Below are 26,337 nucleotides of genomic sequence, written 5' to 3' on the forward strand. Positions count from 1 at the left end.
AACCGTAACCTATGTGTCCAGAACGGACCCACCTGTCCCTGGTGCAGGGGAGGGATTTGAACCCCCGAGGCCTGCAGGCCTACCCGCTTTCGAGGCGGGCGCATTCAACCGGGCTCTGCCACCCCTCCATATTCGATTTGGTGCAGCCCGACTTTGGTGCGGCCCCAATTTGGTGCGGACGGCGAGATTCGAACTCGCAACGGGAATGCCCGCCGGGTTTAGGCCGGCTGCGTCTACCGATTCCGCCACGTCCGCCCGCCACGTACGCAAGTGCTTTTCCAGCTTCGCGCCGCGTTCGCAAAGATCGCGAACCAGGATGGTCGGAGTGGCAGGATTCGAACCTGCGGCCCCCTCGTCCCAAACCAGGTGCGCTACCAGGCTGCGCTACACTCCGGCTCTCCGAGCCCATAGCCCGAGCCGTACGCGTCTGCCGGTTCTCGCCACGATATGCCTAAGACCAGATCCCCCTGTAAGCCGGGTTCTGTCGAGGGCTGCCATTCCTCTTGGACGCCTGTCGCCAGGCGCCTCCTTGCCCGCCACGACGGCCCTCCCCGACACAGGTCACAGGGCACTTCTTGCGGTTGCTTCCCCCACCCTGTCGCCCGTTTCACCCGTCCCGACTGGGACGGCTCGTCTCTGTTGCCGTGGCTCGCCTCGCGGCGGGCAGGCATTACCTGCTGGGGTGTGTCGGCGAAGCCGGACTTTCCTCGCTCCACGAAATCAGTCGCTTAGTGCGCGGCAGCCCGGAGATCCGCGTTCTTCTGGTGGGCCGGCTGGATCGCTATCCCACGCTTCTCACCATGAAAAGGAGGTCCTCAATCGTGAAGATTTGAGCCGCACAGAGCCAGGAGTTAACCCATCCCCATGCGGCGGAACCGTCTTCGGTCCTGTCGGATTATATGGGAACAAAACAGGAAACTTCAAGGGTCGCGCCTGGAACCATTTGGCCCGGCTGCTAGTTCCATCAGCGAAGAACGGACCGCCGAGCGATCGTCGCAGCGCGACAGGCCTGAGGCCCTCAACAAGTCCTTCAGACCAATATCGTTCGACAACCGCAGGCGCTGATTCCATTCTGCGAACAGGGAGAAGCATCATGAAAGTCGCTGAGATAATGACCCCCAACGTCCATCTCGCCAGTCCTGGCGAGTCGCTGCAGAAAATCGCGAAACGTATGGCGGTTGACGATGTCGGATTCCTGCCCGTCGGAGAAAACGACCGACTCGTCGGAACGATCACCGACCGTGACATCGTCGTGCGTGCGGTCGCCGAAGGCAAGGACGGCAATGCGACGGTCCGCGACGTGATGACCAAGGATGTCAAATACTGTTTCGAGGACGAAGATATCGACCATGTCGTCCAGAACATGGGCGATATCCAGGTCAGGCGTTTGCCTGTCCTCAATCGCGACAAGCGCCTGGTGGGCGTGGTCTCGCTCGCGGACGCCGCGCTGAAGGAAGATCCGGCAAACGTCGGAATCGCCATGTCTGGCGTCGTCGTACCCGGAGGCGCACACGCGACGTAAAAAATTCCCGGCGGGCAGGCAGACGGGATCGGACGGACGACCTGCCGAGAGGCGCCGTCGGCATGGCCTTGAGGCGGCGATGGAAACGGCCAGCGCATCTGGTGATCTCTGCCGCCCGCGTCAATCGGCCGGTGAGCCCAGCCGAGGCGCTTATCAACGTTACACCGATTTAATGTGCAAGCGAGCGGGAGAATTGCCATAAAGCTTTGATATCGACGGGCCATCCCCTGTGTCGGAGGGTGCCGTCGCGTCTACTTCAGCTTGGGAAGGGTAGACGGTATCTTTGCCAACCGGAGTGCCGATGGCCGCCTGGAAACAGATCGTTTTTGCACTTGTGATCCTCGTCGCGGCCGCGGCCGCCTGGGTTCGCTTTTTTCCAGGCGCGCCGGATGTGCTGGCGCGCTGGGGCATAGACTGGGCTGGTGCGGCGACGCCTCCGGCAGCGACGGGCGCGGTCGACAAGGCCGGGCAAGCGGGCAGCCGCAGCGATGCCGGCCAACTGGTAACTATCGTCGCATTGCCGGCGGCGACTGCCGTCATCAACGATCGCCTGCAGGCGATCGGCACCGGCCGCGCCAACGCCTCGGTGACGGTCAATCCCTACAGTTCCGGCCGCCTTGTCGAACTTCTGGTCGAGTCCGGCGCTCATGTCGAAAAGGGGCAGGTGATCGCCACCCTCGATTCCGACACGGAGGTGATCGCACTGGACCGCGCCAAGGTCGCCTTGCAGGACGCGCAGGCCAAGCTCGACCGGGTCAAGTCGCTGCGGGCTTCCAACGCTGCGACAGCGGTCGCCGTTGCCGATGCCGAAGTGGTGCTGGCCAATGCCAGGCTGGCGCTTCGCGATGCGGAACTGGCCTTGCAGCGCCGCTCGATCGTCGCGCCGATCGCCGGCGTCGTCGGCATCCTGCCGATATCAGCCGGCAACTATGTGACCAGCCAGTCGGCGGTCGCCACGCTCGACGACCGATCCAGCATACTGGTCGAATTCTGGGTGCCGGAGCGCTTCGCCGCCGCCGTCAAGGTCGGCGCGCAATTGTCGGCGACGCCGATTGCCAACCCCAACAAAGCCTACACCGGCGCGGTTTCCGCCATCGACAACCACATCGACGAAGCCAGTCGTACCCTTCTGGTCAAGGCAAAGATCGCCAATCCGGCCGATTCGCTGCGTGCCGGCATGTCCTTCCAGATCACCATGAAGTTCCCCGGCGACAGCTATCCCGCTGTCAGTCCGCTGGCGATACAATGGGGTTCGGACGGCGCCTATATCTGGACCATCGTGGACGGCAAGGCCAAGCGGGTTGCGGTGCGCATCATCCAGCGCAACACCGAGACCGTGTTGATCGACGCCCCGATCGTCAGCGGCGACATGGTGGTGACTGAAGGCACCCAGAACGTCAGCGAAGGCGGCGAGGTCCGCATCGCCGGCCAAGAACAGCGCGCCGCGGACGCCGACGGCTGATGACCGCAACCAACAACGCCGCCAGCGACACAGGCTTCACCGCGCTGTTCATCCGCAGGCCGGTGATGGCCTTCGTTTTGAACACGCTGATCGCGGTCGCCGGCCTCGCCGCCTTTTACGGTGTCGAAATCCGCGAACTGCCGGATGTCGATCGCGCCGTCGTCACCGTCAACACGATCTTTGAAGGCGCTGCGGCCGAGACCGTCGACCGCGAATTGACCGACGTGATTGAGGGCGCGGTCGCCCGCGTCTCCGGTGTGAAGTCGATCTCGTCCACCTCGTCGTTCGGCACAAGCCGCGTCACCATCGAATTCAATGACGGCGTCGACCTCGACGTCGCCGCCTCCGATGTGCGCGATGGCGTCGGCCGCGTCGCCGACCAGATGCCGGACACGGCGGATGCGCCTCGCATCGTCAAGGCCGACGCCAATTCCGAGCCGGTGATGCGGCTGGCCGTCACCTCCGACACCATGTCGGTGCAGGACATGACGGTGTTGGTCCAGGACCAGATCGAGGACGAGCTTGCCGCCGTGCCTGGCGTAGCCGACGTCCAGGTCTATGGCGACCGCGACAAGATATTTCGCATCGATGTCGATCAGAACAAGCTCGCCGGTCTGGGCTTCACCGTCGCCGACCTGAGGACAGCGCTGGCCTCGGTCGCTTTCGATTCGCCTGCCGGCTCGATCACCACGACCAACCAGGATCTGATCGTGCGTCCGACGGCGGACGTGACCACGCCGGAGGAGTTCGAAAACATTATCATCGGCGGCACGACCCGCATCCGCGACGTCGCCACCGTCACGCTCGGCCCCGACATCGGTCAGACCACATTGCGTTCGAACGGCAAGACCGGCATCGGTCTCGGCATCATCCGCCAGGCGGAATCGAACACGCTGGATATTTCGACCGGCGTCAGGGCTGCGGTCGCCGCGCTGCAGGCGGATCTGCCTCAGGGCATGTCGATCAAGGTCACCAGCGACGATGCGGTCTTCGTCAACGGCGCGGTGCATGAGGTCGAGATCGCACTTGGCCTGTCCGTCTCCATCGTGCTGATCGTTATCTACGTGTTTCTCCTCGACTGGCGCGCGACGCTCATTCCCGGGCTTGCCATGCCGGTCGCCATGATCGGGACCATCGCCGCCATCTATCTCGCCGGCTTCTCGGTCAACATTTTGACGCTGCTCGCCCTGGTGCTGGCGACGGGCCTGGTCGTCGACGATGCCATCGTCGTTCTGGAAAACATCGTGCGACGACGCAACGAAGGCATGGGGCCACGCGCCGCAGCCGTGCTTGGCGCCCAGGAAGTGTTCTTCGCCGTCATCGCCACGACGCTGACGCTGGTCGCCGTCTTCGTGCCGATCTCCTTCCTGCCCGGCCAGACCGGCGGCCTGTTCCGCGAATTCGGCTTCGTTCTCGCCATTTCGGTGCTTCTGTCCGCCGTCGTGGCGCTGACCCTTTGTCCGATGCTTGCCTCGCGCATGCTGTCGGTTGCGCCGCTTCACCACGAAGGCGGCAGCGGCATCGGTGCCCGCATCGGCGGCGCGCTGAACACGCTCTACCGGCGCTGTCTGCGCATCTGCCTCGACGCGCCGTGGATCGTGCTTCTGGTCGCGCTGCTGTTTGCAGCCACCGCCTTCACGCTGTTCGGCACGATCCGCCAGGAACTGACGCCGACCGAGGACCGTGCCGTCGTGCTCATGCGCGTCGACGCGCCGCAAGGCGTCAGCCTCGACTACACGACGCAGCAGATGCAGAAGATCGAAAAACTGATCCAGCCGCTGCGCGATTCCGGCGAAATCCGCAACACCTTCGAGAGTGCCGGCCGCAACGGCGCCTACAATGCCGGCTTCATGGTGATGACGCTGGCGCCATGGGACGAGCGCGCCCGCAGCCAGCAGCAGATCATGGCCGACATCAGCCGGCTCACCCGGCAGGTGCCGAGCGTGCGCGTCTTTCCGATGCAGCCCAACAGCCTCGGCATTCGCGGCGCCGGCAACGGCCTGCAGTTTGCGCTGGTCGGCAACAACCGTGCGGCGCTCGGCGACACTGCGGTGAAGATCATCGCCGAGATGCAGAAGGATCCCCGCTTCCAGTCGCCCCGGCTCTCCGTCGACCCGACGCAGCCCCAGCTTTCGGTGGCCATCGACCGCGAGCGTGCTTCCGACCTCGGCATCGACATCACCGGGCTTGCCGATACTTTTCAGGCCATGCTCGACGGCAATGATGTCGTCGACGTCTATATCGCCGACCGCAGCTACGGGGTGAAACTCGTCTCGACGACCAACCCGATCAACGATCCGACCGATCTGGAGAACATCTTCCTGAAGACGGCCGACGGCCGCTTCGTGCCGATGTCGACCATCGCCACTTTGACCGAGCGCGCCGTGCCGCCTTCGCTGACCCGCGAGCAGCAGCAGCCGTCGGTCGCGATCACCTCCAACCTCAGCGGTGATTTCGCGCTCGGCCAGGCGCTCACCCGCGCCGAGGCAATCGCCACGCCGCTTCTGCCGCCGGGCAGCCGCATCGTCCCGTTGGCCGAGGCGGCGACGCTGGGCGAGACCAACAGCGCCATGATCACCATCTTCGGTTTCTCGCTGGTCATCATCTTGCTGGTGCTTGCCGCCCAGTTCGAGAGCTTCGTCAGCGCGGTGATCATCATGGCGACAGTGCCGCTCGGTCTTGCCTGCGCGATCTTTGCCCTTTTGCTCAGCGGCACCAGCCTCAACGCCTACAGCCAGATCGGCCTGGTGCTGCTGGTCGGCGTCATGGCCAAGAACGGCATCCTGATCGTCGAGTTCGCCAATCAGTTGCGCGACCGCGGGCTCGGCGTGCGCGAGGCGATCGAGCAGGCCTCCACCATCCGGCTGCGGCCGGTGATGATGACGATGATCTGCACCGTGCTCGGCGGCGTGCCGCTGGTGCTGGCGAGCGGCGCCGGCGCCGAGGCGCGCATCGCGCTCGGCTGGGTGATCGTCGGCGGGCTGGGTCTGGCCACCGTCTCGACGCTGTTCCTGACACCGGTCGCTTATCTCCTGCTCGGCCGCTTTGTGACGCCAAAGGTGGAAGAGGCATCGCGGCTGAAGCGTGAGCTCGAACAAGCCGCCTACACCAATGTCGAGCCGGCTGAGTAGGCAGGACAATCGCTTCAGCTTAGACACGTGGCCGCTCATTCCGAGCGTTTGCGCTGCCCCTCACCTGCCTGCCGGCATCCTCTCCCCGTATAGGACGGGGAGAGGGGCGCTCTTGTCACCGATTTCGCCAATCATCGGCGTCGCAAGAAGGGCGCCGGCGTTGCGATCAGCTCCTTCTCCCCGTCACTATACGGGGAGAAGTGCCCGGCAGGGCGATGAGGGGCGGCGCCGAATTCAACAAGTTGATCTCCAATACAAATTGGGCACTATCATTTGCCTCAAGAGATTTGCGGCCCTGACTATGGCAGCCTTCCGCCGGGGCGAGGCAAGGGCGCGCGGAGGAATGCAATGAGCTATCTGGACGAGCTCTTTTCGGTGGCCGGCAAGACCGCGCTGGTGACCGGGGCTGCGACCGGCATCGGCCGCATGGCGGCGACCGCTTTGGTCAAGGCCGGCGCCACCGTGATGATCGCCTCGCGCAAGGGCGAGGATTGCATCAGGGTTGCCGGCGAACTGAACGGCCTCGGCGGCTCCGGCCGGGCCGAAGGCTTTGCCGGCGATGTCTCCAGCGAGGCTGGCATCGCGGCGCTGGTCGACGAGGTCAAGGCGCGGACCGAGCAGTTGAACATCCTGGTCAACAATGCCGGCGTTTCGTGGGGCGCGCCGCTCGAAAGCTTCCCCTACCATGCCTGGGCCAAGGTGTTCGGCGTCAACGTCACCGCCGTCTTCCATCTGACCCGCGAGCTTTTGCCGCTGCTCGACGCCGCTGCCAGCGATGCCGATCCGGCCCGGGTGATCAATCTGGGTTCGGTGATGGGCACGCAGCCCCTGGCCGACGACGCCTACTCCTACTCTGCCTCGAAGGCTGCTGTTCACCATCTGACGCGCACCTTGGCGATCGAGTTCGCCGCCCGCCGCATCACGGTCAATGCCTTCGCGCCCGGCCCCTTCCAGAGCCGGATGACCGCTTTCGCCACCGCGAGCGAGGAACAGGCAAGACAAGTCGGCGGCCATGTTCCGCTTCGTCGCATCGGCGCGCCGGATGACATTGCCGGCGCAACGCTCTATTTGTGCAGCCGTGCCGGCAGCTATGTCACCGGCGCCATCCTGCCGATCGATGGCGGACAGTCGGTGCAGCATGGGCTGACACTGTTCAAGGAATGAAGCCGCTCGCATTCCGGACGGTTGAAATGGAGGACATCAGCGTGGAACCGATCAGTCTCGATGTGCTTCTGGCCAGCGTCGGCAAGGAAGTCGGCGTGTCGCCGTGGCGTGTGGTCTCGCAGCGCATGATCGACCAGTTCGCCGATGCCACCGACGACCACCAGTTCATCCATTGCGACCCGGAGCGCGCCAAGCGCGAGACGCCGTTCGGCGGCACCATCGCACACGGCTTCCTGTCGCTTTCGCTTCTGTCGGCGATGACGTTCGAAACCATGCCGCCGCTCGAAAACAGCAAGATGGGTGTCAACCATGGCTTCGATTCGCTGCGCTTCCTGGCGCCGGTGAAGACCGGCGCACGCATTCGCACCCGTTTCGTGTTGGCCGACGTCAAGGTCAGGCCGTCGGGCTGGGTGCAGACCGCGCATGACGTGACGATCGAGATCGAGGGTTCGAAAAAGCCGGCATTGACCGCGCGCTGGCTGACGTTGACATTGATCGAACGCCAGCCTGAGGCGGCCTGAACGGCTCAACGAGCCTCGGCAGAGATCATCTTAATGTGCCGGCCGACCTGCAGGGCGATGTAGACGACCAGTGAGCAACCGATCGGGAACACAATCTCGTTGAGGCCGGTTGTGATCGCGCGTGGCAATTCAAGGGCAACGCCGTTCGCCGCCGCCGTCTCAATCGTCAGCACCGTGATTCCGCCGCCGAACACCGCGCCTATCGCGGTGCCTGCCAACGCGAAATGGAGCGGACGGGGCCTTTCCTTTGACGCCAGCGAGGCCAGTATCCAGCCGAGCAGGCCGTATTCGACGGCCCGCAGCACGCCCAGCGTGGTGAGCGAGAGGGTGGCCGGTTTAGTGGCCGCATCGAGAGCGCTTACCATGACTTTTTGCGACCCCTTGGCGATGGCCATCGCCAGTGGTGCCGAGATTGCGGCGATCAGGCCGCCGAGCGAGGCTCGTACCTTGGCGATTGCCATGCCGAAGGCTGAGACCGGCGCAGACGAAGAACGCCCACGTCACGCCTTGCGCCAATTCGATCAGGACCAGGGTGGTAGCCGGGTGAGAACCCGCCGCAAGCCTGACAGTGAGGATAAGCGCTTCCATGGCGAAGCCGAGCGACAACCATGCAACATGACAACCCGCTTGAGTGCCAGCCTGGCGTCATAGGAAAGTGGATCCGCGTTTGGCGCAACGGACGAAAGCTCGGTCAGGCTCGTCTCGGCCCCCGAGAAACAAAATCGCTTGCCGGGCCGCAGCTAACCTCTGGTTGTAACAGTCCGATCGCGTCGTTTCTGCCCGGTAACGCTTGTGATCAATGTTCGGGCGAAAACAGCTCGGAAGGATGCCGCTTTTTGACCACGCCTTGTCCGATTCCGTACAGCGTATATAGTTTAGCCAGCCACTGACCGCCGCTAACAGAAGGCAGGCGAAAATTGCCGCTTAGTGCCCAGACACGCCGCGAGAAACAAAAGGCCGAACTGCGCTCCGAACTTGTCGATGCAGCGCACAAGCTCGTGCAGCAGGAAGGTTATGACGGCCTCACCATCCGCAAGCTGGCCAAGCGCGTCGGCTATGCGCCAATGTCGGTCTATTCCTATTTCGCCGACAAGCAGGACATATTGTTTGCGTTGGCCGAGGACGCGTTCAAGACTCTGGCAAAGCGGATCGAGGATCACCCGGCGGACGATCCGATCGAGGCGCTGCAAGTGGTGATGACAGAATACGCGGCCTTCGGCCTTGGCAACCCCAACGAGTATCGCACGATATTCATGACTGAGAAGGTCAAGCCCCCGGAAGGAAGGACCTTCGCCGAGATGCAGGAGGGCAACCCGTTGATGAAAGTGCTGATCGACAGGGTCGAGGCCTGCGTGGCCGCCGGCAAGCTGAACGGCGATCCGCGCGCCATTGCCACCATGCTGTGTGCGGTCGGCCACGGCACGATCTCGCTGCTGATCACCTTTCCCTTCTATCCGTTCGGCGACCAGCAGGCGTTCGTGAAGCGGATGTGCGACTTCACGCTTGCCGCGCTGGCCACGCAGGACGTGCCGCCGCTGACCGAAACGCCGGTCAACTGCTGAAGGTTTTGTTCGGTTCGGGGTACCAGAAGACTTGGCAAGGGTGAACGGCGCCGTGTGCGCTCGGCGCGTGCCGGCGCAATACGATTCCCAACATTCAGTAACTTATTCGTACATGTACGACTTCTGGCTTGACCCTGTGATCGTCGGGCGTATATGTACGCTGAATCGTACATGTACAGAAAAGATTCAGCACCGGAGAAAGACAATGAAAACGACGATCTTCGTCCTCCTGGCCGTCCTGTTCTCGGGCGCTGCCTTCGCCGGCCAGAGCCAGCCCGGCAAACAGGCGGCCGCGGCCTGCACGGACACCAGCATCAAGCTCGATTGCGGCGCGACTGGATCGGTCGAGAAGGCAGGCGGGGCCACGCACAAGGGCTCGACGGAAAACAAGGAGCCGCGGCTCGGCATCGACATCGACCCGTGGATCGTGCCAAGCGCGTTCTGAGGCTCGAACACAAATGCGGCAGCAGGAAACCTGACCGCCCGATTTCGTGGCCATTTCAGCCCGGCTCCGCTGGATGGAAAACTATTTCCTGCGCTTCTTCATTCCAGCCACGGTCTTGGCCTTGCCGGGCCTTGCGGGAGCGCCGGAAATCGTAGTCCCGGTGATCGACACCGGATCGCTGGCCGGAAACGTATCCTCGAGCCCTTCCTCGAGCTCCTCTTCAATGTTTGGTTCTTTTTGCTGCTCGTGTTCGAACGAGCGCACGGCCGGCGTCTTCTGAACCGCTGGATTCGGCGCGGATTTCGACGGCATCGACATTCTCCCTCGGCTTGCTCCGGCTCCCTCGACTTGCTCCGGCAACGGCCGAGCCCAGCGAACATTCCTAAGCCGCTGCGTCGCCGGCCGCCTCCGACAGGAAAGTAAAGACATAATCGGAAAAAGAGCGCCAGCATTCAACGCGGAACGCGTCGGTTGCGGTGCGCAACAGCACGATCTCGGCCTTGCCCAGAATGGTGCGCGAGGCCGCGCCGACCGGAAAGGCGTCGAGCGACAGGTCCTGCGGGCAGCCTGCGCTGATCGTCGCCGCTGCTGCCGGGCCGGTGACCGACATGGCGACGTTGCGATGCGAGATGCCGACCGCCGAATGCAGCGCGGTCACCGCAGCGCAGTCGGCGAGCGGATCTTTTCCCGCGTCGTCGATGACCAGCCATTCGTCCGGCCCAAGCCACAATGCAATGCGCCCGGCCTCTGCCGCCGAGGTTTTGGGTTTTTGCGGCAGGGTCACGCCGAGCGCCTTCGAAAGCGCTGCGACCAAGGCGTCCGGCGCGCGCAGCGAAATGCGTTCCGCCGGCGGCAACACAGCAAGCGTAACGCCGGTTACGGAAAGCTCCTGACCGGCGAGAACCGGGCGGCGTTCGGCCGACCTGGGAGCAGCAATCTTGTTAGCGGCAGCCTTAGCCATTGAGGCGCTCCCCCTTCTCGTCGAAGAACACCATGCCGGTGACCTCCACCTCGATCGTGGCATTGGGCATCGGCACGTAGAGCGTCTCGCCCATCCGGTCGCGGCCGCCGGCAACCAGCGCCAGGGCGATCGAGCGGCCGCAATTTTCCGACCAGTAGCTGGAGGTGACATGGCCGATCATGGTCATCGGGATCGCCTGCTTCGGATCGCCGACGATCTGCGCGCCTTCTTCCAGCACCACTTTTGGGTCTCTGGTCTTCAGGCCGACGAGCTGCTTGCGGCCCTTGGCGACCAGGTCGGGCCGCGCCATGCCCCTGATACCGACGAAATCGGTTTTCTTCTTGCCGACCGCCCAGTCGAGCCCGGCATCGTTTGGCGTCACCGTGCCGTCGGTGTCCTGGCCGACGATGATGTAGCCTTTTTCGGCGCGCAGCACGTGCATCGCCTCGGTGCCGTAGGCACAGGCGCCGTGATTCTGGCCCTCGGTCCACAGCGCTTCCCAAACAGCCTGGCCGTAATCGGCCGGCACATTGACCTCGAAGCCACGCTCGCCGGTGAACGACATGCGGAACAACCTTGTCGGCACGCCGCAGATCCTGCCTTCGCGCACCGACATATGCGGCAGCGCCCCGTCCGACATGTCGATGCCCTCGATCAGCGGCGCGATGATCTCCCGTGACTTCGGCCCCTGCACGGCAATCACCGCCCACTGCTCGGTGATCGAGGTCAGCCAGACATTGAGATGCGGAAACTCGGTCTGGAGGTAATCCTCCATATGGTTCATGACGCGCGGCGCACCTCCCGTCGTCGTCGTCACATGAAAGCGGTCGGCTGCAAGCCTGCCAACGACACCGTCATCATAGATGAAACCGTCCTCGCGCAGCATGATGCCATAGCGGCAGCGGCCGGGCTCCAGTTTCTCCCACGGATTGGTATAGAGCAGCTCCATGAACTTCGCCGCATCCGGTCCGACCACCTCAATCTTGCCCAGCGTCGAGGCGTCGAACAGGCCGGCCGTCTTGCGCACCGTGACACACTCGCGATCGACGGCGGCGTGCATGTCCTCGCCTGCTTTGGGAAAATACCAGGCGCGCTTCCACTGGCCGACATCCTCGAACACAGCGCCTTGAGCCTCGGCCCACGGATGGATCGCCGTCTTGCGGGTCGGGTCGAAGAGCGGACCCCGCGCGTGCCCGACGATCGAGCCGAAGGTCACCGGCGTGTAAGGCGCCCGGAACGTCGTCAGGCCGACCTGCGGGATCGGCTTGTCCAGCGTCTCGGCGGCGATGGCCAGGCCGTGCATGTTCGAGGTCTTGCCCTGGTCGGTCGCCATGCCGTTGGTGGTGAAGCGCTTGACGTGCTCGATCGAGCGCATTCCTTCATGCACTGCCTGGCGGATGTCCTTGGCGGTGACGTCGTTCTGGAAGTCGACGAAGGCTTTTACCGTCGTGTCCGGCCCGGCTCCGGGCGCCGCACCCAGCATGCCGCGTGACCAGCTCTCGCTGGCGTCGACCTTCGGCTTGGTGCCCTTGACGGTATTGGCACCGATATTCTTGACGCCCGCATCCTTCGCCGCCTTGGCGCCCGCCGCATAGGCCTCGTCGATCGTCGCCGACAGCCCGTCCGTGCCGTTGCAGGCGCCGACGGAGACGCAGTCCTGCGCATAGGTGCCGGGCACGAAGCGCTTGGTCTCATCGTTGAAGGCGACCTTGCCGCGCGACTGTGAGAACAGATGCACCGACGGCGTCCAGCCGGCCGACATCAGGATGGCGTCGACCGGGATGGTGCGCTCGCCGCCGCCATTCTTCGGCTGCACGGTCATCGAGGAGACCCGCAATTTGCCGCCGGCGCGGATCACCGCACGGCCGAAATTGACCTCGATGCCGAGCGCCCTCGCCTCATCGATCAGCGCCCCTGTCGGGTTGTCGCGGAGGTCGACGATCGCCGCCACGCCGACGCCGGCCTTCTTCAGGTCGATCGCCGCCGCATATGCGGAATCGTTGGCGGTATAGACGCCGACATTCCTGCCGACGGCGACGCCAAAATGGTTGAGATAGGTGCGCGCCGCCGACGCCAGCATGACGCCGGGCCGGTCGTTGTCGGCAAACACAATATGCCGCTCGATGGCGCCGGTCGCCAGCACCACGCGTTTGGCGCGGACCTGCCACAGCCGCTCGCGCGGCAAGTCGCGACCGGGGCTCTGCAGATGGTCGCTGACGCGTTCGACCAGCCCGACGAAATTCTGCGCGTAATAGCCGAAGGCCGTGGTGCGCGACAGCACGCGGACATTGTCCATGGCCCCAAGCTTGGCGACTGCACCTTGCGCCCAGGCAAAACCGTCCTGGCCGACGATCTTGGCGCCACTCTCGAAACGCAGGCTGCCGCCGAAATCCGGCTGCTCGTCGGCAAGGATGACACGCACGCCGGATTCGGCCGCGGCAAGTGCGGCGGCGATGCCGGCAGCACCGCCGCCCAGCACCAGCACATCGCAATGGGCAAAGCGCGCCGAATAGTGGTCGGGATCCGGTTGGTCAGGAGCGACGCCAAGCCCTGCCGCAGCCCTGATCTTGGGCTCGTAAAAGTTTTTCCAGGCGGACTTCGGCCACATGAAGGTCTTGTAGTAGAAACCCGCGGAAAGCAGCGGCGAGGCGATGTCGCCGAGCGCGCTGACGTCGAAGGCGAGCGACGGCCAGCGGTTCTGCGACTGTGCCGTCAGCCCGTCATAGAGCTCCTGCACGGTGGCGCGAACATTTGGCGTCTTGCGCGCTGCGTCGCGCTTGATCTCGACCAACGCGTTGGGCTCTTCCGCCCCGGCGGACAGGAAGCCGCGCGGCCGGTGATATTTGAACGAACGGCCGACCAGATGGACGCCGTTGGCAAGCAGCGCCGAGGCCAGCGTTTCGCCCTCGACGCCGGCATATAACTGGCCGTCGAAGCTGAACCGAGCGGTTTCTGCCTGCTTGAGGCGCCCGGCGCCGGGAATGCGAAACGTCGCGATCATTCGGAGGCTCCCGGCAGCTTCGCAGGCTTCGGCTCGCCGGCCTTGTAGGTCATCAGGAACCTGTCGCTGACGGTGTCGCGCACGGCGTTGAAGAACCGCGCGCAGCCATGCATGTGGCGCCAGCGCTCATATATGATGCCTTTGGGATTCGAGCGGATGAAGAAGAACTTTTCGAAGTCGTCATCGCTTGTCGCGGCCATATCTGCCGAACGCGCGATATGCGCCTCGCCGGCGTTGCGGAATTCGAGTTCCGGACGCTCTTCCTCGCAATAGGGGCAGCGGATGAGAAGCATGGTTGTTCCTACAATTCGCCGTGGCCGACGCAGGCGCCGGCCGGTTGATCGCAAAGCCGCGGACCCGACGTCACGAAGGGAGCCATCATCAGTGCGCCACCGCTGCCGCCGCCGCCTCGTCGATCAGGCGGCCGGTGCGGAAGCGCTCGATGGTGAAGGGCGCGTTGATCGGGTGGGGATCGTCCCTGGCGATGGTGTGGGCAAAGACATGGCCCGAGCCCGGCGTCGCCTTGAAGCCGCCGGTGCCCCAGCCGCAATTGACGTAGAGGCCGGGCACCGGCGTCTTGGCCAGGATCGGCGAGCGATCGGGCGTCACGTCGACGATGCCGCCCCACGAGCGCAGCATCTTCATGCGCGTGAACATCGGGAACATCTCGCAGATGGCATCGAGCGTGTGCTGCAGGATGTGCAGGCCGCCGGTCTGCGAATAGGAGACATACTGGTCGGTGCCGGCGCCGATGACCAGTTCGCCCTTGTCGGACTGCGAGATATAGGCGTGCACCGTATTCGACATCACCACGCAGGGGAATACCGGCTTGACCGGCTCCGACACCAGCGCCTGCAGCGGATAGCTTTCCAGCGGCATGCGCACCCCGGCCATGTTCATGATGACCGACGAATGGCCGGCCGCCACCACGCCGACCTTCCTGGCGCCGATGAAGCCGCGCGTCGTCTCGACGCCGGTGACCGCGCCGTTCGGCGCCCGCTTGACGCCGGTGACTTCGCAATTCTGGATGATGTGGACGCCGCGCGCCGAGGCGCCGCGCGCATAGCCCCAGGCGACGGCATCATGGCGGGCCGTGCCGCCGCGACGCTGCAGGGTCGCGCCCATCACCGGATAGCGGGCAGCGCGCGAAATGTTGAGCGGCGGGCAGAATTCCTTCGCCGCTTCCGGCGTTAGCCATTCATTGTCGATGCCGTTCAGACGGTTGGCATGGACGTGGCGCTTCAGCACCTGGATGTCATGGACATTGTGGGCCAGCATCATGACGCCGCGCGGCGAATACATGACGTTGTAGTTGAGCTCCTGGCTGAGCCCGTCCCACAGCTTCAGCGCATGGTCGTAGATGCCGGCGCTCTCGTCGTAGAGATAGTTGGAGCGGATGATGGTGGTGTTGCGGCCGGTGTTGCCGCCGCCAAGCCAGCCCTTTTCCAGCACTGCGACATTGGTGATGCCGTGCACAGTCGCGAGATAGTAGGCGGTGGCCAGGCCATGGCCGCCGGCGCCGACGATGATGACGTCGTATTCCTTCTTCGGCTCTGGCGAAGACCATTGCTCCTCCCAGCCCTTGTGGCCGCGCATGGCCTCGCGGGCGATGGCGAATACCGAATATTTTTTCAACGTTCTGGCCTCGCAGACAGCGGCCGGGCATCCAATCGAGCGCCGGCGCGCGAGGTGTATCACTAGCGAAACAGCGCTGCCAGCCTTGCGCTGTTTGCGACGGCGCTTGCCGTTTTGCGCCGCGACAAAAAAGACCCGCGCGATCCGGGGCGCCGACGATGCGTCCGCAACGCCTTCGCAGGTATCGGGTGGCTCGCGCCGCCTCGATCTGCGACCAAGCACCCGATTGCCGGCGAAGCTGGCGCGAAAGAAGGATGCAAAAATGTTCGCACTTGCCAACAAGGTCGCCATCGTCACCGGCGCCAGTTCCGGCATCGGCCGCGCCACCGCAAAGCTCTTTGCCGAGGCTGGCGCCAAGCTGGTCGTCGCTGCCCGCCGCCAGGCGGAGCTTGACGCGCTCGTTGCCGAAATCGAGGACGCCGACGGCACGGCCATTGCCCTTGCCGGCGATGTCCGCGACGAGGCCTATGCCAAAGCCCTTGTCGAACTGGCTGTCGGACGGTTCGGCGGGCTGGATATCGCCTTTAACAACGCCGGCTCGGTCGGCAAGATAGGTCCAATCTCGGAGCTGTCGCTAGAGGGCTGGCGAGAGACGCTCGACACCAACCTGACCAGCGCTTTCCTCGGCGCGAAATATCAGGTGCCGGCGATGGTCGATCGCGGCGGCGGATCGCTGATCTTCACCTCCAGCTTCGTCGGCCACTCCGTCGGCATGCCCGGCATGACCAGCTACGCCGCAAGCAAGGCCGGGCTGATCGGATTGACGCAGGTGCTTGCCGCCGAACACGGCGACAAAGGCGTGCGGGTCAACGCGCTTCTGCCGGGCGGCACCGACACGCCTTCGGCAACGTTCAAGGCACCTGAATCACGAGCCTTCGTCGAAAACCTGCACGCTTTGAAGCGCGTCGCCGAGCCTGAGGAGATCGCCCGCTCAGCGCTCTACCTGGCTTCGGATGCATCGAGCTTCACCACCGGCGCGGCATTGTTCGCAGATGGCGGCGTCTCGATCAGCCGGACGTGAGGTGTTTCGCGTCGGCGAACAATGGATCAGAGCGTGAAAACCCGGCTTGCTTTCTTGGCGTGATTTGGCGATTGCGTTTTCTGTTCGAAGAATGCTGTTTGAAGACGGGCCTAAAACATGCTGCTGATCAGGACCTACATCGCCGCTAGCGCAATTGAGGGCGTCGGCGTGTTCGCCGCCGAGCCGATCAGCAAGGGGGCGTCGATCTGGCAGCTCGACCCGGATTTCGACCGGCTGATCCCGATGGAAAAATATAAGGCCGCGCCGCCGCACCTCAGGGAATTGCTCGACAGATATGCCTATCCAAGTCCGGACCGGCCCGGATTCATGGTCTATGAGGTCGACAATGGCCGCTTCATGAACCATTCCGAAACGCCGAACACGGATTTTTCGCAGTATGGCGGGGCAACCGCGATCCGCGACATAGCGGCGGGCGAGGAAATAACCTGCGACTACGGCGAGTTCTTCGAGGATTTCAAGCGGCTTCACCTGGCCACAGCATCATAGTGACCTGGTTGCGTCGTTGGATCAACGACCCGGGGCGATGATCGGCTCCGGGTCAAATTTCCAACTCCCGGATTTAGTGCCGGTGCGCGTGCGGCTCGTCGGTGTGGCGGCCGTCATACTGCAGGTCCAGCTCGCGAATCGCCTCCTTGCCTTTCTTCGGGTCGACAAGGGTGAGAAGCGCGTCGATCTTGGCCTCCATACGGTCGGTACTTTCCTTCGATTGCGGCGAACCGACGAAGAGCAGGAACGCCAGGCCGCCGACCTGCCAGAGCAGTTGCAGGAATTCCGACTGCCAGTTCTCAAGCGTGTCGCGGCTCATCTCGATCAGATAGCCGCCGAATTCGGGCGGTTGGCCGAGCGCTTGCTGCTCGTCGAGATAGGCGAACCAGCCGAAAACCCAGTGACCGACGATCGAGATGACGAAGAAGCCGAGGGTAATCCAGGCATAGCTGTAGGCCCGCCACACCGAAGGCGGCGTCATCTTGGCAGCCGGCCTGTTGTCCTCATCGTTTGGCATAGTCGCTGTCCGTCTCCGAGCGAGCCAGGAACTGCTCCGTAGTCGCGGGCAGCTTGTTTTTCAGCCACTCGGCCATTGCTTCTTCCTCACGCAGGTTTTGTTCGCAGGCCCGGGCGACTTCTGTTTCGCCGAGGGATTCTGCGGCTGCGATGAGGATCGTGTATGAGGCGATCTCCATATGCTCGAATGTGTAGCTCGCGAGCGAGCCCTTCATCACCTCGTCGCCGGCGAAGACGCCGCTGAGGGACTGCGCCATGGCCAACAGCTTGCCGCCTGCGTCCTTCAGCGTGGACGTATCCTCGCCCAGTTGTTCCAGGCAGGTTCTGAGGCGTGCGGCTTGCCCTTTCGTCTCGTCGACGTGCAGGCTGATGCGCTGACGGAGTTCGGGATAACTCTCCAGCCGGCTCAGTTGGCCGTTCAGCATGGTTTCGGCCTGCTCCTCCATCGCATGCGCGTCCCTGAGCCACTGGACGAGCCATTCACGGGTCTCTGACATCGGTTTTCTCCTGTGCTTGCCTATGCGAACAAACAATGCGGAACGAGGTTTGTTCCTTCGTCGATAAGGCAGACCGTTTTGCCGGATTGAGGCAGCAGGACTTATCGGTGGTGGAGAAACCGCCAACGATCGCTCCCATCGGCGCGGGGAGCCCGCCCGAGAAGGCAAATCTACTACCAGAGGTCGTAATTCCTTGCTTTCTGACGGCAGCTATGCTGTTAATTTGCGCATCGTGCTGATTGCGCCGACGACCCGCCGCCGAGGCGGGTTTTTCGTTTCGGCAGTGGACAGAGCGGCATGATTCTGCTATCAGCCGCCACAATTCGTGGTGTAGACCGCCGCGGAGGCAAGCGACTTTGGCCACTTGCCTGTTGTTAACAAAACCCGAAAGACAGGATTGCCCGTGCAGGTACTCGTCCGCGACAACAATGTTGACCAGGCGCTTCGCGCGCTCAAGAAAAAGATGCAGCGCGAAGGCATCTTCCGCGAAATGAAGATGCGCGGACATTATGAGAAGCCTTCGGAGAAGCGCGCCCGCGAAAAGGCGGAAGCCGTTCGCCGCGCCCGCAAGCTGGCCCGCAAGCGCGCCCAGCGCGAAGGCCTGCTGCCGATGACGCCGCGCCCGGTGGCGGCTGGTGCTGCTGGCGCCGGTGCTCCGCGTACGCCGCGGTTCTGACGCCAATTTTTCGTCCTTTTCGAAAGATATCCAGGGTGGCGCGATGTGTAATCGCCGCCACCTTTTTGTTGAATTCGACCAGTTCGGAGAGGGCCGGTTCGGAGAGGGAACAGACCTGACGGCGCGGCGGGCAGTGAGGACAGAGCAGACATGAATGCAGCAAGCGTGGAGCGCAGAACCGCAATGCGCGGCTTCGCCCTGACGGCAACCTTGCTTTCCGGGCTGGCGCTCGCCAGCTGCCAGACAGCAGCCCCGACCGGCGAATTCACCAACATCGACAGGGCGCAAGGGTCGGCCGAGAACATCTCCTCGCTGTCGGCCGTTATCCAGCGCAGTCCCCAGGATCCGGAAGGCTACAATGTGCGCGGCTCGGCCTATGGCCGCGGCGGCCAGTATCAGGCGGCGCTCAACGACTTCAACACCGCCATCCAGCTCAATCCGAATTTCTACCAGGCCTATTCGAACCGCGCTCTCATCCAGCGCTTCCTCGGCGACCAGGCGGCCGCGCTTGCCGATTACAACCGCTCGATCCAGATCAATCCCGACTATGACGCAGCCTATATCGGCCGCGGCAATCTCTACCGCAAAGCCAACCGCATCCAGGAAGCATTCAACGATTTCCAGAAGGCCATCCAGCTCGACACGACAGACGCGCGGGCCTATCACAATCGCGGCCTGATCTATCAGAGCCAGGGCCAGCACGCTTTCGCCATCGAGGATTTCTCGACCGCCATCTCACTGGCGCCGGACGCCGCCGAACCCTACAATGGCCGCGGCCTCTCCTATCTCGCGACGAACGACGAGGACAACGCCTTCGCCGACATCAACATGGCGATCAAGCTCGACGGCAAGAATGCCGAGGCCTGGTCCAACCAGGCGCTGATCTACGAGCGGCGCGGCGACAAGGCCAAGGCGGCAAAATCCTATCGCGAAGCCGTGCGCCTCAGCCCCACCTACCAGCCGGCTAAGGACGGCCTGGCGCGCACCAGCACCGGCTGACCGACGGCGGCTTTTCGGCCTGATACAGGCTTGCCGTTTGGCATGCCTCCGAAACCTTCAAATGACTGTGCATTGACCCGCCTTGATCGCGCCAATTTCTCGGCGGAACGCTTGGGATGTTCAGCCGTTGTTCAAGGCAATTCGCAAAAAGGACCCCTCCATGATCAAGAAACTCGCCTGTGCCGCCGCCCTCGCCGCCACGTTGCTCGCTGCCCCTGCCAGCGCGGGCAGGCTGGAGCTCGGCGTGCTCGACTGCACCATCGACGGCGGCACCGGCTACATCGTCACATCCAACAAAGGCGTGGCCTGCACCTTTCGCCCCCATCATGGCGGTCCCCCCGAAGCCTATACCGGGGTCATCTCTAAGCTCGGCGTCGACGTCGGCAGGACCCACCAGGGCGAATTGATATGGGCGGTTCTGGCGGCCACCCGCGATCGTGATTCCGGCGATCTTGCCGGCAACTATTATGGCGTCAACGCCGAGGCCAGCCTGGTGACCGGCGGCGGTGCCAACCTTCTGGTCGGCGGGCTGAACAGCCTCTTCTCGCTGCAGCCTCTCAACGTACAGGCGCAGACCGGCGTCAACCTGGCAGTCGCCGTCACCTCACTGCAACTGATCCACTCTTTCAAATGAGCGCCATAGCGTAGCTCTGCATGCGGCGCGCAACAGGATTGTTCCGCGCCGCGGCCGGCGGAGCTGCCAATCTCCCCCCTCGTGAGGGAGATGCCCGGCAGGGCAGAGGGGGGCGCGAAGGAACGCAAGCATTAGAGTTCAAGCTGCCGTAACGCGCAGTTGCGATAGGTTGGCGGGACACGCCCCCTCTGGCCTGCCGGCCATCTCCCCCACGAGGGGGGAGATCGGCAGCTCAGGCCTTGGCGCTCATCTTGCAACGCTGGTGATTGGCGAAGCCACAAGGGGGGAGATTGACTAGACGACAACCGTCTTCAGCCGCTCGGCGATCAAGGCGGCCAGCCGCGTCGCAACCTCGTCCTTGCTCATCTCGGGCCATTCGTCGACACCGGCCTTAGAGACGATCCGCACCCGGTTGCGATCGCCGCCCATCACCCCGCCTTCGTGCGACACGTCGTTGGCGACGATGAAATCGGCGCCCTTCTTCGCAAGCTTGGCCTCGGCGTTGCGGACCAGATCCCGAGTCTCGGCGGCGAAGCCGACGACCAGGCTGGGCCGCTTCCTGTGATGACCTACACCCGAAAGAATGTCAGGGTTTTCGATCATCTGCAGCGCCGGCGGCCCCTCGCCCGCCACCTTCTTGATCTTCTCGTCGGCCGATGTCTCGCTGCGCCAGTCGGCAACGGCAGCGGCGAACACCGCCGCATCCGCCGGCAGAAGCTTTTCGACCTCGTCCTTCATCTCGTTCGCGGTTTCAACATGCAGCGTGGTGACCCCGGCCGGATCGGCAATGCCGACCGGACCGGACACGAGGCGCACATCGGCGCCCAGCCGTGCCAGCGCCGCCGCGATGGCATGGCCCTGCTTGCCGGACGAACGGTTGGCGATGTAGCGCACCGGGTCGATCGGCTCATGCGTCGGTCCTGAGGTGACGATGATCTTTCTGCCTGCCAGCGGCTTCGGCCTGCTATCGAGCAGCGCCTCGATCGCGGCGACGATCTCCAGCGGCTCGGCCATGCGGCCCTCGCCCGCCTCGTTGCTCTCGGCCATCTCGCCCTTTGCCGGGCCGACGAATGCGACGCCGTCCTTCTGCAATGTCGCGCGGTTGCGCCGGGTCGCCGGATGCGACCACATTTTCGGGTTCATGGCCGGCGCCATCAACACCGGCTTGTCGGTGGCGATGAGCACAGTCGAGGCAAGGTCGTTGGCATGGCCGTTGGCGAGCTTCGCCATCAGGTCGGCGGTAGCGGGCGCCACGACGACAAGATCGGCCTCGCGCGACAAGCGGATGTGGCCGACATCGTGCTCGTCATTGCGGTCGAACAAATCGGTGAACACGTGGTCAGCGGACAGCGCCCCGACCGACAGCGTGGTCACGAATTCCCGCGCCGCGGCGGTCATCACCGCGCGCACCACAACGCCCCGCTCGCGCAGCCGGCGGATCAGGTCGAGCGCCTTGTACGCGGCGATGCCGCCGCCGATGATGAGTAGGATGCGCTTGCCGGAAAGGGTCATGTCCTAGGCCAGTTCCTGTGCAATATCATGCCGGCTTCAGCGCCGGTTCGATGTCGGTATGGATGAAATCGTCGCCCTTGAAAAGCAGCGGCAGGTTTCGCGTCTTGGCCAAGGCATAGGCGAAGCAATCGCCGAAGTTGAGATTGGCGCGATGGCCAGTACCTCGGCCATACAGTGCATAGGCTTCAATTCCGGCTTGCGCATGTTCGGCGGAGAGCGCGACGATCGTGACTTTCAGTCTAGCAAGAAGGTCCGTCAACTCGGCCATGCCAGCGTCGCCATAGCGGCGGACAATTACTGTGCCGCATTCCATCAGAGTTGCGGCGCTCATCAGTATCCGCTGATTTCCGGCGAGGCGCTGGGCGATTGCCGGAGCATCGGGCTCCTGCTTCAGGATGTCCACGATCGCTGAGGTGTCGACCACCACGGTCATTCTTCCTCTATGAAGGACCAGAGGTCATCAGTGAATTTCTTCTGATCGAAATCCGCGCGTTGCAGTCGTCGGCCGAATTCGAGGATTTCCTCCGCCGTAACGACATCCCCATCACGTTCTTTGGCGGCTGCCACATCTTTCAGCAACAGACTTCTTGCTTCCTGCTCCATTGACACGCCATGTCTGGCAGCCCGCTCGCGTAGCTTTTGCTTCACCTCGTCGTCGAGATTGCGAATGGTCAGGGTGCCCATAATCACCCTTGCCCCAGTGTCGTCGGTCTGAACTTGGCTTCGTCCTCAGCTGCAATGCCCGACCCGTCGAAACCTTTGGTGGTCGGAAGCCCAACGGATGCGGCGAGCACGTCCCGCGCCTCCTGCTCCATGGAAACGCCACGCGCGGCGCCACGCTCACTCAGTCGCCGCATGACGCTCTCATCCACATTGCGAACAGTAATCCGGGCCATGATCGCGCTCCCGCGACCTAATATAGCGACACTGGAGCATGACTGCAATGACAGCACTGCTGTCATTGCTTGCAGTCAGAGCAGCTTCCAGGCGATAAACACCAGCGTCAGCGCGATAACCCACAGCGCCAGCCGGCCGGAGCGGGTGTGGCGTGCCTCGGCCTTGCCGATGGCGTGCGCCGTCCTTTCGTCGAAACGCAGCCCGTGTTCGGCCATCAGATCGATCTCGCGCGACAGCCGCTCGGTGCGGGCGGCGAGGTCCGGCGCCTGGCGGGCAAGCGCCAGTAACGCGCCGGCGCCGTCGCGTGCGTCGGCCAGCAGGGCACGCGGGCCGAGATTGCCTGATATCCAGCCGCCGACCACCGGTTCTGACGTCTTCCACATGTTGAAGGCCGGGTCGAGGGTGCGGGCGACGCCTTCGACCACCACCATGGTCTTCTGCAGCAGCACCAGTTCAGACCGCGTCGCCATGTCGAAGAGGTCGGTGACCTCGAACAGAAGCGCCAACAGCTTGGCCATCGAGATGGTTTCGGCCGGCTGGCCGTGGATCGGCTCGCCGATGGCGCGGATCGCCTGGGCGAACGCCGCGACGTTATGCTGACGCGGCACGTAGCCGGCCTCGAAATGCACTTCGGCGACGCGCAGATAGTCACGGGTGATGAAGCCGTAGAGAATTTCGGCGAGGAACCGGCGCTCCTTCTTGCCGAGCCGGCCGGCAATGCCGAGATCCACAGCGACGATGGTGCCATCGGGCTCGACGAACAGGTTTCCCGGATGCATGTCGGCGTGAAAAAAACCGTCGCGCAGCGTATGACGCAGGAACGACTGGACCAGATTGGCGGCGATCGCCTTGAGATCGTGGCCGGCGGCAGTGAGGCCGGCAATGTCGTTCATCTTGATGCCGTCGACCCATTCCATGGTCAGCACGTCGCGGCCGGTGCGTTCCCAATCGACCGTCGGCACGCGAAAGCCGGGATCGTCCCTGGTGTTTTCGCCGAGTTCCGAAAGCGCTGCCGCCTCTAGCCTCAGATCCATCTCGATCTTGGTGGTCTGCGCCAGCGTCTGGGTCACCTCGACCGGCCGCAGCCGGCGCGACGACGGGATGTATTTTTCCTGCAGACGCGCGGCGAGGAAATAGCTTTCGAGATCGCGAAAGAAACGGCGCCGCACGCCCGGCCGGATGACCTTCACCGCGACCCGCGAACCGACGCCGTTCTGCAAAGTTTCGGCGGTATGGACCTGAGCGATCGAGGCCGCGGCGACCGCCGCGCCGAAACTGGCGTAGAGCTCGCCGACCTTGCGCCCGAGCGAGGCCTCTATCGCCGCAATGGCCTCGGCCTGCGGAAATGTCTGCATCTTGTCCTGCAGCATGGCGAGATCGAGCGCTATGTCGTTGCCGACGACATCGGGCCGCGTCGCCAGGAACTGGCCGAGCTTGACATAGGACGGGCCGAGCCGGACGACCGCCTTGGCCAGCCGATCGCCACGCTCGTAGGCAAGCGCGCGGCGGCGGGTGAACAGCCGTGCCACCCGCCAGCCGAATTTCGGCAGGCCGAACAGCTCATCGCCCGGCAGCGCCGCGACGACGCCTTCGCGGATCAGCACCCAGCCGGCCCGTACGAGCCTGAGGCCAGCGCCGACACTGCTCATGATTGCACCAGCCCTGCCGGTTTCTTAGACCGGCGAAGGGCTCCCCGAGGATGAAAAATTCGGGCCAGCCTCAAAGCTTCCAGCCCGAATGAAGCGCAGCTATGCCGCCGGAATAATTGCGATAGGAAGCGCGGTCGAAGCCGGCGCGGGAAATCATCGCCGCGAAATTCTGCTGATTGGGAAATTTGCGGATCGATTCGACCAGATACGAATAGGGCTCGCCTTCGCCGGTCACCGCCTTGCCGATCCTGGGGATGGCGTTGAACGACCACGCCTCGTAGACCTTGTCGAGCAGCGGCATGTCGACCTCGGAAAATTCGAGGCAGAGAAAACGCCCGCCGGGCTTCAGCACGCGATACGCTTCGGCCAGCGCCACATCGATGCGCGGCACGTTGCGAATGCCGAAAGCGATCGTGTAGGCGTCGAAACTGGCATCAGCGAAAGGCAGCTCCTCGGCATTGGCCTCGACGAAATCGGTGTTATCAGTCAGACCCTTTTTCTCGGCCCGGTCGCGGCCGACCGCGAGCATCGAGCCGTTGATGTCGAGAACCGTGGCATGGGCGTTCCTGCCGCTCGCCTCGACGATGCGGAAGGCGATGTCGCCGGTGCCGCCGGCAACGTCGAGAACGCTCCAGCCCGGTCGTTTCGGTGGATTGAGCCATGTCACCATGGCGTTCTTCCACAGCCGGTGCAGGCCGCCCGACATCAGGTCGTTCATCAGATCGTAGCGGTTCGCCACCTTGCGGAAAACGTCGTTGACCAGGGACTGCTTCTCGCCTGCCCCTACACGCTTGAAACCATAGGACGTTTCCATGCCGCCAACGGCCGTGGTTCTCTCTACCGACATTATTTTTGATCCGCCATAAAACCGGCGGGACCATAGCCGATCGATGGTGCCGACGCTATTGTTTAAGGCGCGGTGTTCGGCCGCGCTTCCCGGTCGTGGAATCATGCTTATGGGTGCGCGACCTGGACTGACCTGACGGGATGACTGCATGCCTTTGAAAGCGGAACTGCACTGCCATATCGAAGGGGCAGCGGCGCCCGAACTCGTCATCCGTCAGGCGCAGAAATACGGCAAGGATACCTCGCCCTACATTCAGGACGGCTCTTTCGTCTGGCGCGATTTCACCTCCTTCCTCGCCGCCTATGACTTCTCCTCCGACCTATTTCGCACGGAAGAGGACTATGCGCGGCTGGCCGACCATTATCTGACCAGCCTCGCCCGCGACGGTGCGATCTATTCCGAGATCTTCACCTCGCCGGACCACGCCGGGAAGGCCGGCCTGTCGCCCAAGGCCTATACGGACGCGCTCGGCGAAGGCATGACGCGTGCCAAGGCCAAGACCGGCATCGAGGGCCGCATGATCGTCACCGGCGTGCGCAATGCCGGCGTCGAATCGATCGAGCAGGCGGCGCGCTTCGCCGCTCGTTGCGGGCATCCGCTGGTCACCGGCTTCGGCGTCGCCGGCGACGAGCGGATGGGCGATCTGGAGGACTATGTCAGGGCCTTCGAAATCGCGCGCGAGGTCGGCCTTGGCATTACCGTCCATGCCGGCGAACTGATGGGCTGGGAGAGCGTCGAGGCCGCACTCGACCACATCCGCCCCTCCCGCATCGGCCATGGCGTGCGTGCCATCGAGAACCCCGACCTTGTCCGGCGCATCGCCGACGAAGGCGTCGTGCTCGAATGCTGCCTAAGCTCCAACATCGCGCTGAAGGTCTTCGACAGTTTCGCCGACCATCCTTTTCCGGCCCTGTTGGCGGCAGGCTGCAAGGTGACGCTCAACTCCGACGATCCACCCTATTTCCGGACGTCGCTCAAGCGCGAATACGATAGTGCCGCCGAGCAATTTTCGATGAACGACAAGGCGCTCGCCGCCGTCACCAGAACCGCCATCAACGCCGCCTTCGTCGACAAGAAGACCAAGGCAATGCTGCTGGGCCGGCTCGACGGCAAGAGCCGGTGAATGGTGAATGGTGAATGGTGAATGGTGAATGGTGAATGGTGAATGGTGAATGGTG

General features: G+C 63.6%; 27 protein-coding genes, 3 tRNA genes and 1 other RNA gene. 13 read left to right on the forward strand and 18 right to left on the reverse strand.

Annotated features, from left to right (window positions below):
- Positions 1 to 39: 39 nt before the first annotated feature.
- The 4 genes from NMG70_RS04450 to rnpB form a co-directional block, all read right to left on the reverse strand.
- Positions 40 to 128: transfer RNA gene (locus NMG70_RS04450), tRNA-Ser, on the reverse strand.
- Between the two features lie 42 nt (positions 129 to 170).
- A tRNA-Leu gene (locus tag NMG70_RS04455) sits at positions 171 to 255 on the reverse strand.
- A gap of 62 nt (positions 256 to 317) precedes the next feature.
- A tRNA-Pro gene (locus NMG70_RS04460) sits at positions 318 to 394 on the reverse strand.
- A gap of 60 nt (positions 395 to 454) precedes the next feature.
- Positions 455 to 754, reverse strand: an RNA gene (gene rnpB, locus NMG70_RS04465) — RNase P RNA component class A.
- Between the two features lie 339 nt (positions 755 to 1,093).
- Between rnpB and NMG70_RS04470 the strand changes: the two genes are divergently transcribed.
- The 5 genes from NMG70_RS04470 to NMG70_RS04490 all read left to right on the forward strand — a co-directional run bounded on the left by NMG70_RS04470 (position 1,094) and on the right by NMG70_RS04490 (position 7,800).
- Entirely contained in the window at positions 1,094 to 1,522 is a 429-nt protein-coding gene (locus tag NMG70_RS04470) for a CBS domain-containing protein (protein ID WP_254023411.1), read from the forward strand.
- A gap of 301 nt (positions 1,523 to 1,823) precedes the next feature.
- The gene (locus NMG70_RS04475; protein ID WP_254023412.1) at positions 1,824 to 2,984 is read left to right on the forward strand and encodes an efflux RND transporter periplasmic adaptor subunit; all 1,161 of its coding nucleotides are present in this window, start codon (positions 1,824 to 1,826) and stop codon (positions 2,982 to 2,984) included.
- Positions 2,984 to 6,115, forward strand: a complete 3,132-nt coding sequence (locus NMG70_RS04480) for an efflux RND transporter permease subunit (RefSeq protein ID WP_254023413.1) — start codon at positions 2,984 to 2,986, stop codon at positions 6,113 to 6,115. Before NMG70_RS04475 ends, NMG70_RS04480 begins: the two co-directional genes overlap by 1 nt.
- A gap of 348 nt (positions 6,116 to 6,463) precedes the next feature.
- On the forward strand, positions 6,464 to 7,279 hold the full coding sequence (locus NMG70_RS04485) for an SDR family oxidoreductase (protein WP_254023414.1): 816 nt from the start codon (positions 6,464 to 6,466) through the stop codon (positions 7,277 to 7,279).
- A 26-nt stretch (positions 7,280 to 7,305) separates the two neighbouring features.
- Positions 7,306 to 7,800 (forward strand): MaoC family dehydratase, encoded by a 495-nt coding sequence (locus NMG70_RS04490; protein WP_029348059.1) that lies wholly within the window; start codon positions 7,306 to 7,308, stop codon positions 7,798 to 7,800.
- A 5-nt stretch (positions 7,801 to 7,805) separates the two neighbouring features.
- On the opposite strand, the gene NMG70_RS04495 is transcribed toward NMG70_RS04490, so the two are convergent.
- Positions 7,806 to 8,261 carry a hypothetical protein gene (locus tag NMG70_RS04495; protein ID WP_254023415.1) on the reverse strand — a complete coding sequence of 152 codons (456 nt, stop codon included), beginning with the start codon at positions 8,259 to 8,261 and terminating at the stop codon, positions 7,806 to 7,808.
- Between the two features lie 456 nt (positions 8,262 to 8,717).
- Here NMG70_RS04495 and NMG70_RS04500 point away from each other — a divergent pair, with 456 nt between their 5' ends.
- Positions 8,718 to 9,362, forward strand: coding sequence for a TetR/AcrR family transcriptional regulator (locus tag NMG70_RS04500; RefSeq protein WP_254023416.1), 645 nt, complete (start codon positions 8,718 to 8,720; stop codon positions 9,360 to 9,362).
- A 205-nt stretch (positions 9,363 to 9,567) separates the two neighbouring features.
- Positions 9,568 to 9,807, forward strand: coding sequence for a DUF680 domain-containing protein (locus NMG70_RS04505; protein WP_254023417.1), 240 nt, complete (start codon positions 9,568 to 9,570; stop codon positions 9,805 to 9,807).
- 81 nt (positions 9,808 to 9,888) lie between these two features.
- Here the strand turns inward: NMG70_RS04505 and NMG70_RS04510 are convergent, their stop codons facing one another.
- The 5 genes from NMG70_RS04510 to NMG70_RS04530 form a co-directional block, all read right to left on the reverse strand.
- Complete coding sequence (locus NMG70_RS04510) at positions 9,889 to 10,119, reverse strand: hypothetical protein (RefSeq protein ID WP_254023418.1); 231 nt, start codon at positions 10,117 to 10,119, stop codon at positions 9,889 to 9,891.
- A 70-nt stretch (positions 10,120 to 10,189) separates the two neighbouring features.
- Positions 10,190 to 10,768, reverse strand: coding sequence for a sarcosine oxidase subunit gamma (locus tag NMG70_RS04515; RefSeq protein WP_254023419.1), 579 nt, complete (start codon positions 10,766 to 10,768; stop codon positions 10,190 to 10,192).
- Positions 10,761 to 13,769, reverse strand: a complete 3,009-nt coding sequence (locus NMG70_RS04520; protein ID WP_254023420.1) for a sarcosine oxidase subunit alpha — start codon at positions 13,767 to 13,769, stop codon at positions 10,761 to 10,763. Before NMG70_RS04520 ends, NMG70_RS04515 begins: the two co-directional genes overlap by 8 nt.
- On the reverse strand, positions 13,766 to 14,062 hold the full coding sequence (locus tag NMG70_RS04525; RefSeq protein WP_023797525.1) for a sarcosine oxidase subunit delta: 297 nt from the start codon (positions 14,060 to 14,062) through the stop codon (positions 13,766 to 13,768). The genes NMG70_RS04520 and NMG70_RS04525 overlap by 4 nt, the downstream gene beginning before the upstream one ends.
- A gap of 88 nt (positions 14,063 to 14,150) precedes the next feature.
- The gene (locus NMG70_RS04530) at positions 14,151 to 15,404 is read right to left on the reverse strand and encodes a sarcosine oxidase subunit beta (RefSeq protein WP_254023421.1); all 1,254 of its coding nucleotides are present in this window, start codon (positions 15,402 to 15,404) and stop codon (positions 14,151 to 14,153) included.
- Positions 15,405 to 15,666: 262 nt separating this feature from the next.
- Between NMG70_RS04530 and NMG70_RS04535 the strand changes: the two genes are divergently transcribed.
- Both NMG70_RS04535 and NMG70_RS04540 read left to right on the forward strand, forming a co-directional pair.
- Positions 15,667 to 16,425 (forward strand): SDR family oxidoreductase, encoded by a 759-nt coding sequence (locus tag NMG70_RS04535; protein WP_254023422.1) that lies wholly within the window; start codon positions 15,667 to 15,669, stop codon positions 16,423 to 16,425.
- A gap of 117 nt (positions 16,426 to 16,542) precedes the next feature.
- A complete protein-coding gene (locus tag NMG70_RS04540) occupies positions 16,543 to 16,932 on the forward strand; it encodes an SET domain-containing protein (protein WP_254023423.1) in 390 nt (129 codons plus the stop codon).
- A 73-nt stretch (positions 16,933 to 17,005) separates the two neighbouring features.
- On the opposite strand, the gene NMG70_RS04545 is transcribed toward NMG70_RS04540, so the two are convergent.
- Together NMG70_RS04545 and NMG70_RS04550 are read right to left on the reverse strand one after the other, a co-directional pair.
- Entirely contained in the window at positions 17,006 to 17,449 is a 444-nt protein-coding gene (locus NMG70_RS04545) for a DUF6766 family protein (protein ID WP_254023424.1), read from the reverse strand.
- Positions 17,436 to 17,945: a ferritin-like domain-containing protein gene (locus NMG70_RS04550; RefSeq protein WP_254023557.1), complete on the reverse strand. Its 510-nt coding sequence runs from the start codon at positions 17,943 to 17,945 to the stop codon at positions 17,436 to 17,438. The genes NMG70_RS04545 and NMG70_RS04550 overlap by 14 nt, the downstream gene beginning before the upstream one ends.
- A gap of 403 nt (positions 17,946 to 18,348) precedes the next feature.
- Here NMG70_RS04550 and rpsU point away from each other — a divergent pair, with 403 nt between their 5' ends.
- The 3 genes from rpsU (at position 18,349) to NMG70_RS04565 (ending at position 20,254) form a co-directional block, all read left to right on the forward strand.
- A complete protein-coding gene (gene rpsU, locus NMG70_RS04555) occupies positions 18,349 to 18,621 on the forward strand; it encodes a 30S ribosomal protein S21 (protein ID WP_254023425.1) in 273 nt (90 codons plus the stop codon).
- Between the two features lie 150 nt (positions 18,622 to 18,771).
- On the forward strand, positions 18,772 to 19,620 hold the full coding sequence (locus NMG70_RS04560) for a tetratricopeptide repeat protein (RefSeq protein ID WP_254023426.1): 849 nt from the start codon (positions 18,772 to 18,774) through the stop codon (positions 19,618 to 19,620).
- A gap of 160 nt (positions 19,621 to 19,780) precedes the next feature.
- The gene (locus tag NMG70_RS04565) at positions 19,781 to 20,254 is read left to right on the forward strand and encodes a DUF992 domain-containing protein (RefSeq protein WP_254023427.1); all 474 of its coding nucleotides are present in this window, start codon (positions 19,781 to 19,783) and stop codon (positions 20,252 to 20,254) included.
- Between the two features lie 294 nt (positions 20,255 to 20,548).
- Here the strand turns inward: NMG70_RS04565 and coaBC are convergent, their stop codons facing one another.
- From coaBC to ubiE, 6 genes are all read right to left on the reverse strand, one after another.
- Entirely contained in the window at positions 20,549 to 21,766 is a 1,218-nt protein-coding gene (coaBC, locus tag NMG70_RS04570) for a bifunctional phosphopantothenoylcysteine decarboxylase/phosphopantothenate--cysteine ligase CoaBC (protein ID WP_254023428.1), read from the reverse strand.
- Positions 21,767 to 21,791: 25 nt separating this feature from the next.
- A complete protein-coding gene (locus NMG70_RS04575; RefSeq protein ID WP_367185495.1) occupies positions 21,792 to 22,199 on the reverse strand; it encodes a type II toxin-antitoxin system VapC family toxin in 408 nt (135 codons plus the stop codon).
- Positions 22,196 to 22,450, reverse strand: a complete 255-nt coding sequence (locus NMG70_RS04580) for a FitA-like ribbon-helix-helix domain-containing protein (protein ID WP_254023429.1) — start codon at positions 22,448 to 22,450, stop codon at positions 22,196 to 22,198. Before NMG70_RS04580 ends, NMG70_RS04575 begins: the two co-directional genes overlap by 4 nt.
- A 2-nt stretch (positions 22,451 to 22,452) precedes the next feature.
- Positions 22,453 to 22,662 carry a FitA-like ribbon-helix-helix domain-containing protein gene (locus tag NMG70_RS04585; protein WP_254023430.1) on the reverse strand — a complete coding sequence of 70 codons (210 nt, stop codon included), beginning with the start codon at positions 22,660 to 22,662 and terminating at the stop codon, positions 22,453 to 22,455.
- A gap of 75 nt (positions 22,663 to 22,737) precedes the next feature.
- Positions 22,738 to 24,312, reverse strand: coding sequence for a 2-polyprenylphenol 6-hydroxylase (ubiB, locus tag NMG70_RS04590; RefSeq protein WP_254023431.1), 1,575 nt, complete (start codon positions 24,310 to 24,312; stop codon positions 22,738 to 22,740).
- Positions 24,313 to 24,382: 70 nt separating this feature from the next.
- Positions 24,383 to 25,159 (reverse strand): bifunctional demethylmenaquinone methyltransferase/2-methoxy-6-polyprenyl-1,4-benzoquinol methylase UbiE, encoded by a 777-nt coding sequence (gene ubiE / locus NMG70_RS04595; RefSeq protein ID WP_254023432.1) that lies wholly within the window; start codon positions 25,157 to 25,159, stop codon positions 24,383 to 24,385.
- A 148-nt stretch (positions 25,160 to 25,307) separates the two neighbouring features.
- On the opposite strand from ubiE, the gene NMG70_RS04600 reads away from it, so the two are divergent.
- Entirely contained in the window at positions 25,308 to 26,282 is a 975-nt protein-coding gene (locus NMG70_RS04600) for an adenosine deaminase (protein ID WP_254023433.1), read from the forward strand.
- Positions 26,283 to 26,337 lie beyond the last annotated feature (55 nt).

The organism is Mesorhizobium ventifaucium (assembly GCF_935822925.1).
GTDB lineage: Bacteria > Pseudomonadota > Alphaproteobacteria > Rhizobiales > Rhizobiaceae > Mesorhizobium > Mesorhizobium ventifaucium.

Coding starts and splice junctions, on each gene's coding strand:
- ubiB (WP_254023431.1), bottom strand. CDS start 24,312: ATGAGCAGTGTCGGCGCTGGCCTCAGGCTCGTACGGGCCGGCTGGGTG.
- NMG70_RS04475 (WP_254023412.1), top strand. CDS start 1,824: ATGGCCGCCTGGAAACAGATCGTTTTTGCACTTGTGATCCTCGTCGCG.
- NMG70_RS04540 (WP_254023423.1), top strand. CDS start 16,543: ATGCTGCTGATCAGGACCTACATCGCCGCTAGCGCAATTGAGGGCGTC.
- NMG70_RS04600 (WP_254023433.1), top strand. CDS start 25,308: ATGCCTTTGAAAGCGGAACTGCACTGCCATATCGAAGGGGCAGCGGCG.
- NMG70_RS04470 (WP_254023411.1), top strand. CDS start 1,094: ATGAAAGTCGCTGAGATAATGACCCCCAACGTCCATCTCGCCAGTCCT.
- NMG70_RS04560 (WP_254023426.1), top strand. CDS start 18,772: ATGAATGCAGCAAGCGTGGAGCGCAGAACCGCAATGCGCGGCTTCGCC.
- NMG70_RS04510 (WP_254023418.1), bottom strand. CDS start 10,119: ATGCCGTCGAAATCCGCGCCGAATCCAGCGGTTCAGAAGACGCCGGCC.
- NMG70_RS04490 (WP_029348059.1), top strand. CDS start 7,306: ATGGAGGACATCAGCGTGGAACCGATCAGTCTCGATGTGCTTCTGGCC.
- NMG70_RS04520 (WP_254023420.1), bottom strand. CDS start 13,769: ATGATCGCGACGTTTCGCATTCCCGGCGCCGGGCGCCTCAAGCAGGCA.
- NMG70_RS04535 (WP_254023422.1), top strand. CDS start 15,667: ATGTTCGCACTTGCCAACAAGGTCGCCATCGTCACCGGCGCCAGTTCC.
- NMG70_RS04545 (WP_254023424.1), bottom strand. CDS start 17,449: ATGCCAAACGATGAGGACAACAGGCCGGCTGCCAAGATGACGCCGCCT.
- coaBC (WP_254023428.1), bottom strand. CDS start 21,766: ATGACCCTTTCCGGCAAGCGCATCCTACTCATCATCGGCGGCGGCATC.
- NMG70_RS04515 (WP_254023419.1), bottom strand. CDS start 10,768: ATGGCTAAGGCTGCCGCTAACAAGATTGCTGCTCCCAGGTCGGCCGAA.
- NMG70_RS04565 (WP_254023427.1), top strand. CDS start 19,781: ATGATCAAGAAACTCGCCTGTGCCGCCGCCCTCGCCGCCACGTTGCTC.
- NMG70_RS04495 (WP_254023415.1), bottom strand. CDS start 8,261: ATGGCAATCGCCAAGGTACGAGCCTCGCTCGGCGGCCTGATCGCCGCA.
- NMG70_RS04525 (WP_023797525.1), bottom strand. CDS start 14,062: ATGCTTCTCATCCGCTGCCCCTATTGCGAGGAAGAGCGTCCGGAACTC.
- NMG70_RS04550 (WP_254023557.1), bottom strand. CDS start 17,945: ATGTCAGAGACCCGTGAATGGCTCGTCCAGTGGCTCAGGGACGCGCAT.
- NMG70_RS04480 (WP_254023413.1), top strand. CDS start 2,984: ATGACCGCAACCAACAACGCCGCCAGCGACACAGGCTTCACCGCGCTG.
- NMG70_RS04485 (WP_254023414.1), top strand. CDS start 6,464: ATGAGCTATCTGGACGAGCTCTTTTCGGTGGCCGGCAAGACCGCGCTG.
- NMG70_RS04575 (WP_367185495.1), bottom strand. CDS start 22,199: ATGACCGTGGTGGTCGACACCTCAGCGATCGTGGACATCCTGAAGCAG.
- NMG70_RS04580 (WP_254023429.1), bottom strand. CDS start 22,450: ATGGGCACCCTGACCATTCGCAATCTCGACGACGAGGTGAAGCAAAAG.
- NMG70_RS04505 (WP_254023417.1), top strand. CDS start 9,568: ATGAAAACGACGATCTTCGTCCTCCTGGCCGTCCTGTTCTCGGGCGCT.
- NMG70_RS04585 (WP_254023430.1), bottom strand. CDS start 22,662: ATGGCCCGGATTACTGTTCGCAATGTGGATGAGAGCGTCATGCGGCGA.
- ubiE (WP_254023432.1), bottom strand. CDS start 25,159: ATGTCGGTAGAGAGAACCACGGCCGTTGGCGGCATGGAAACGTCCTAT.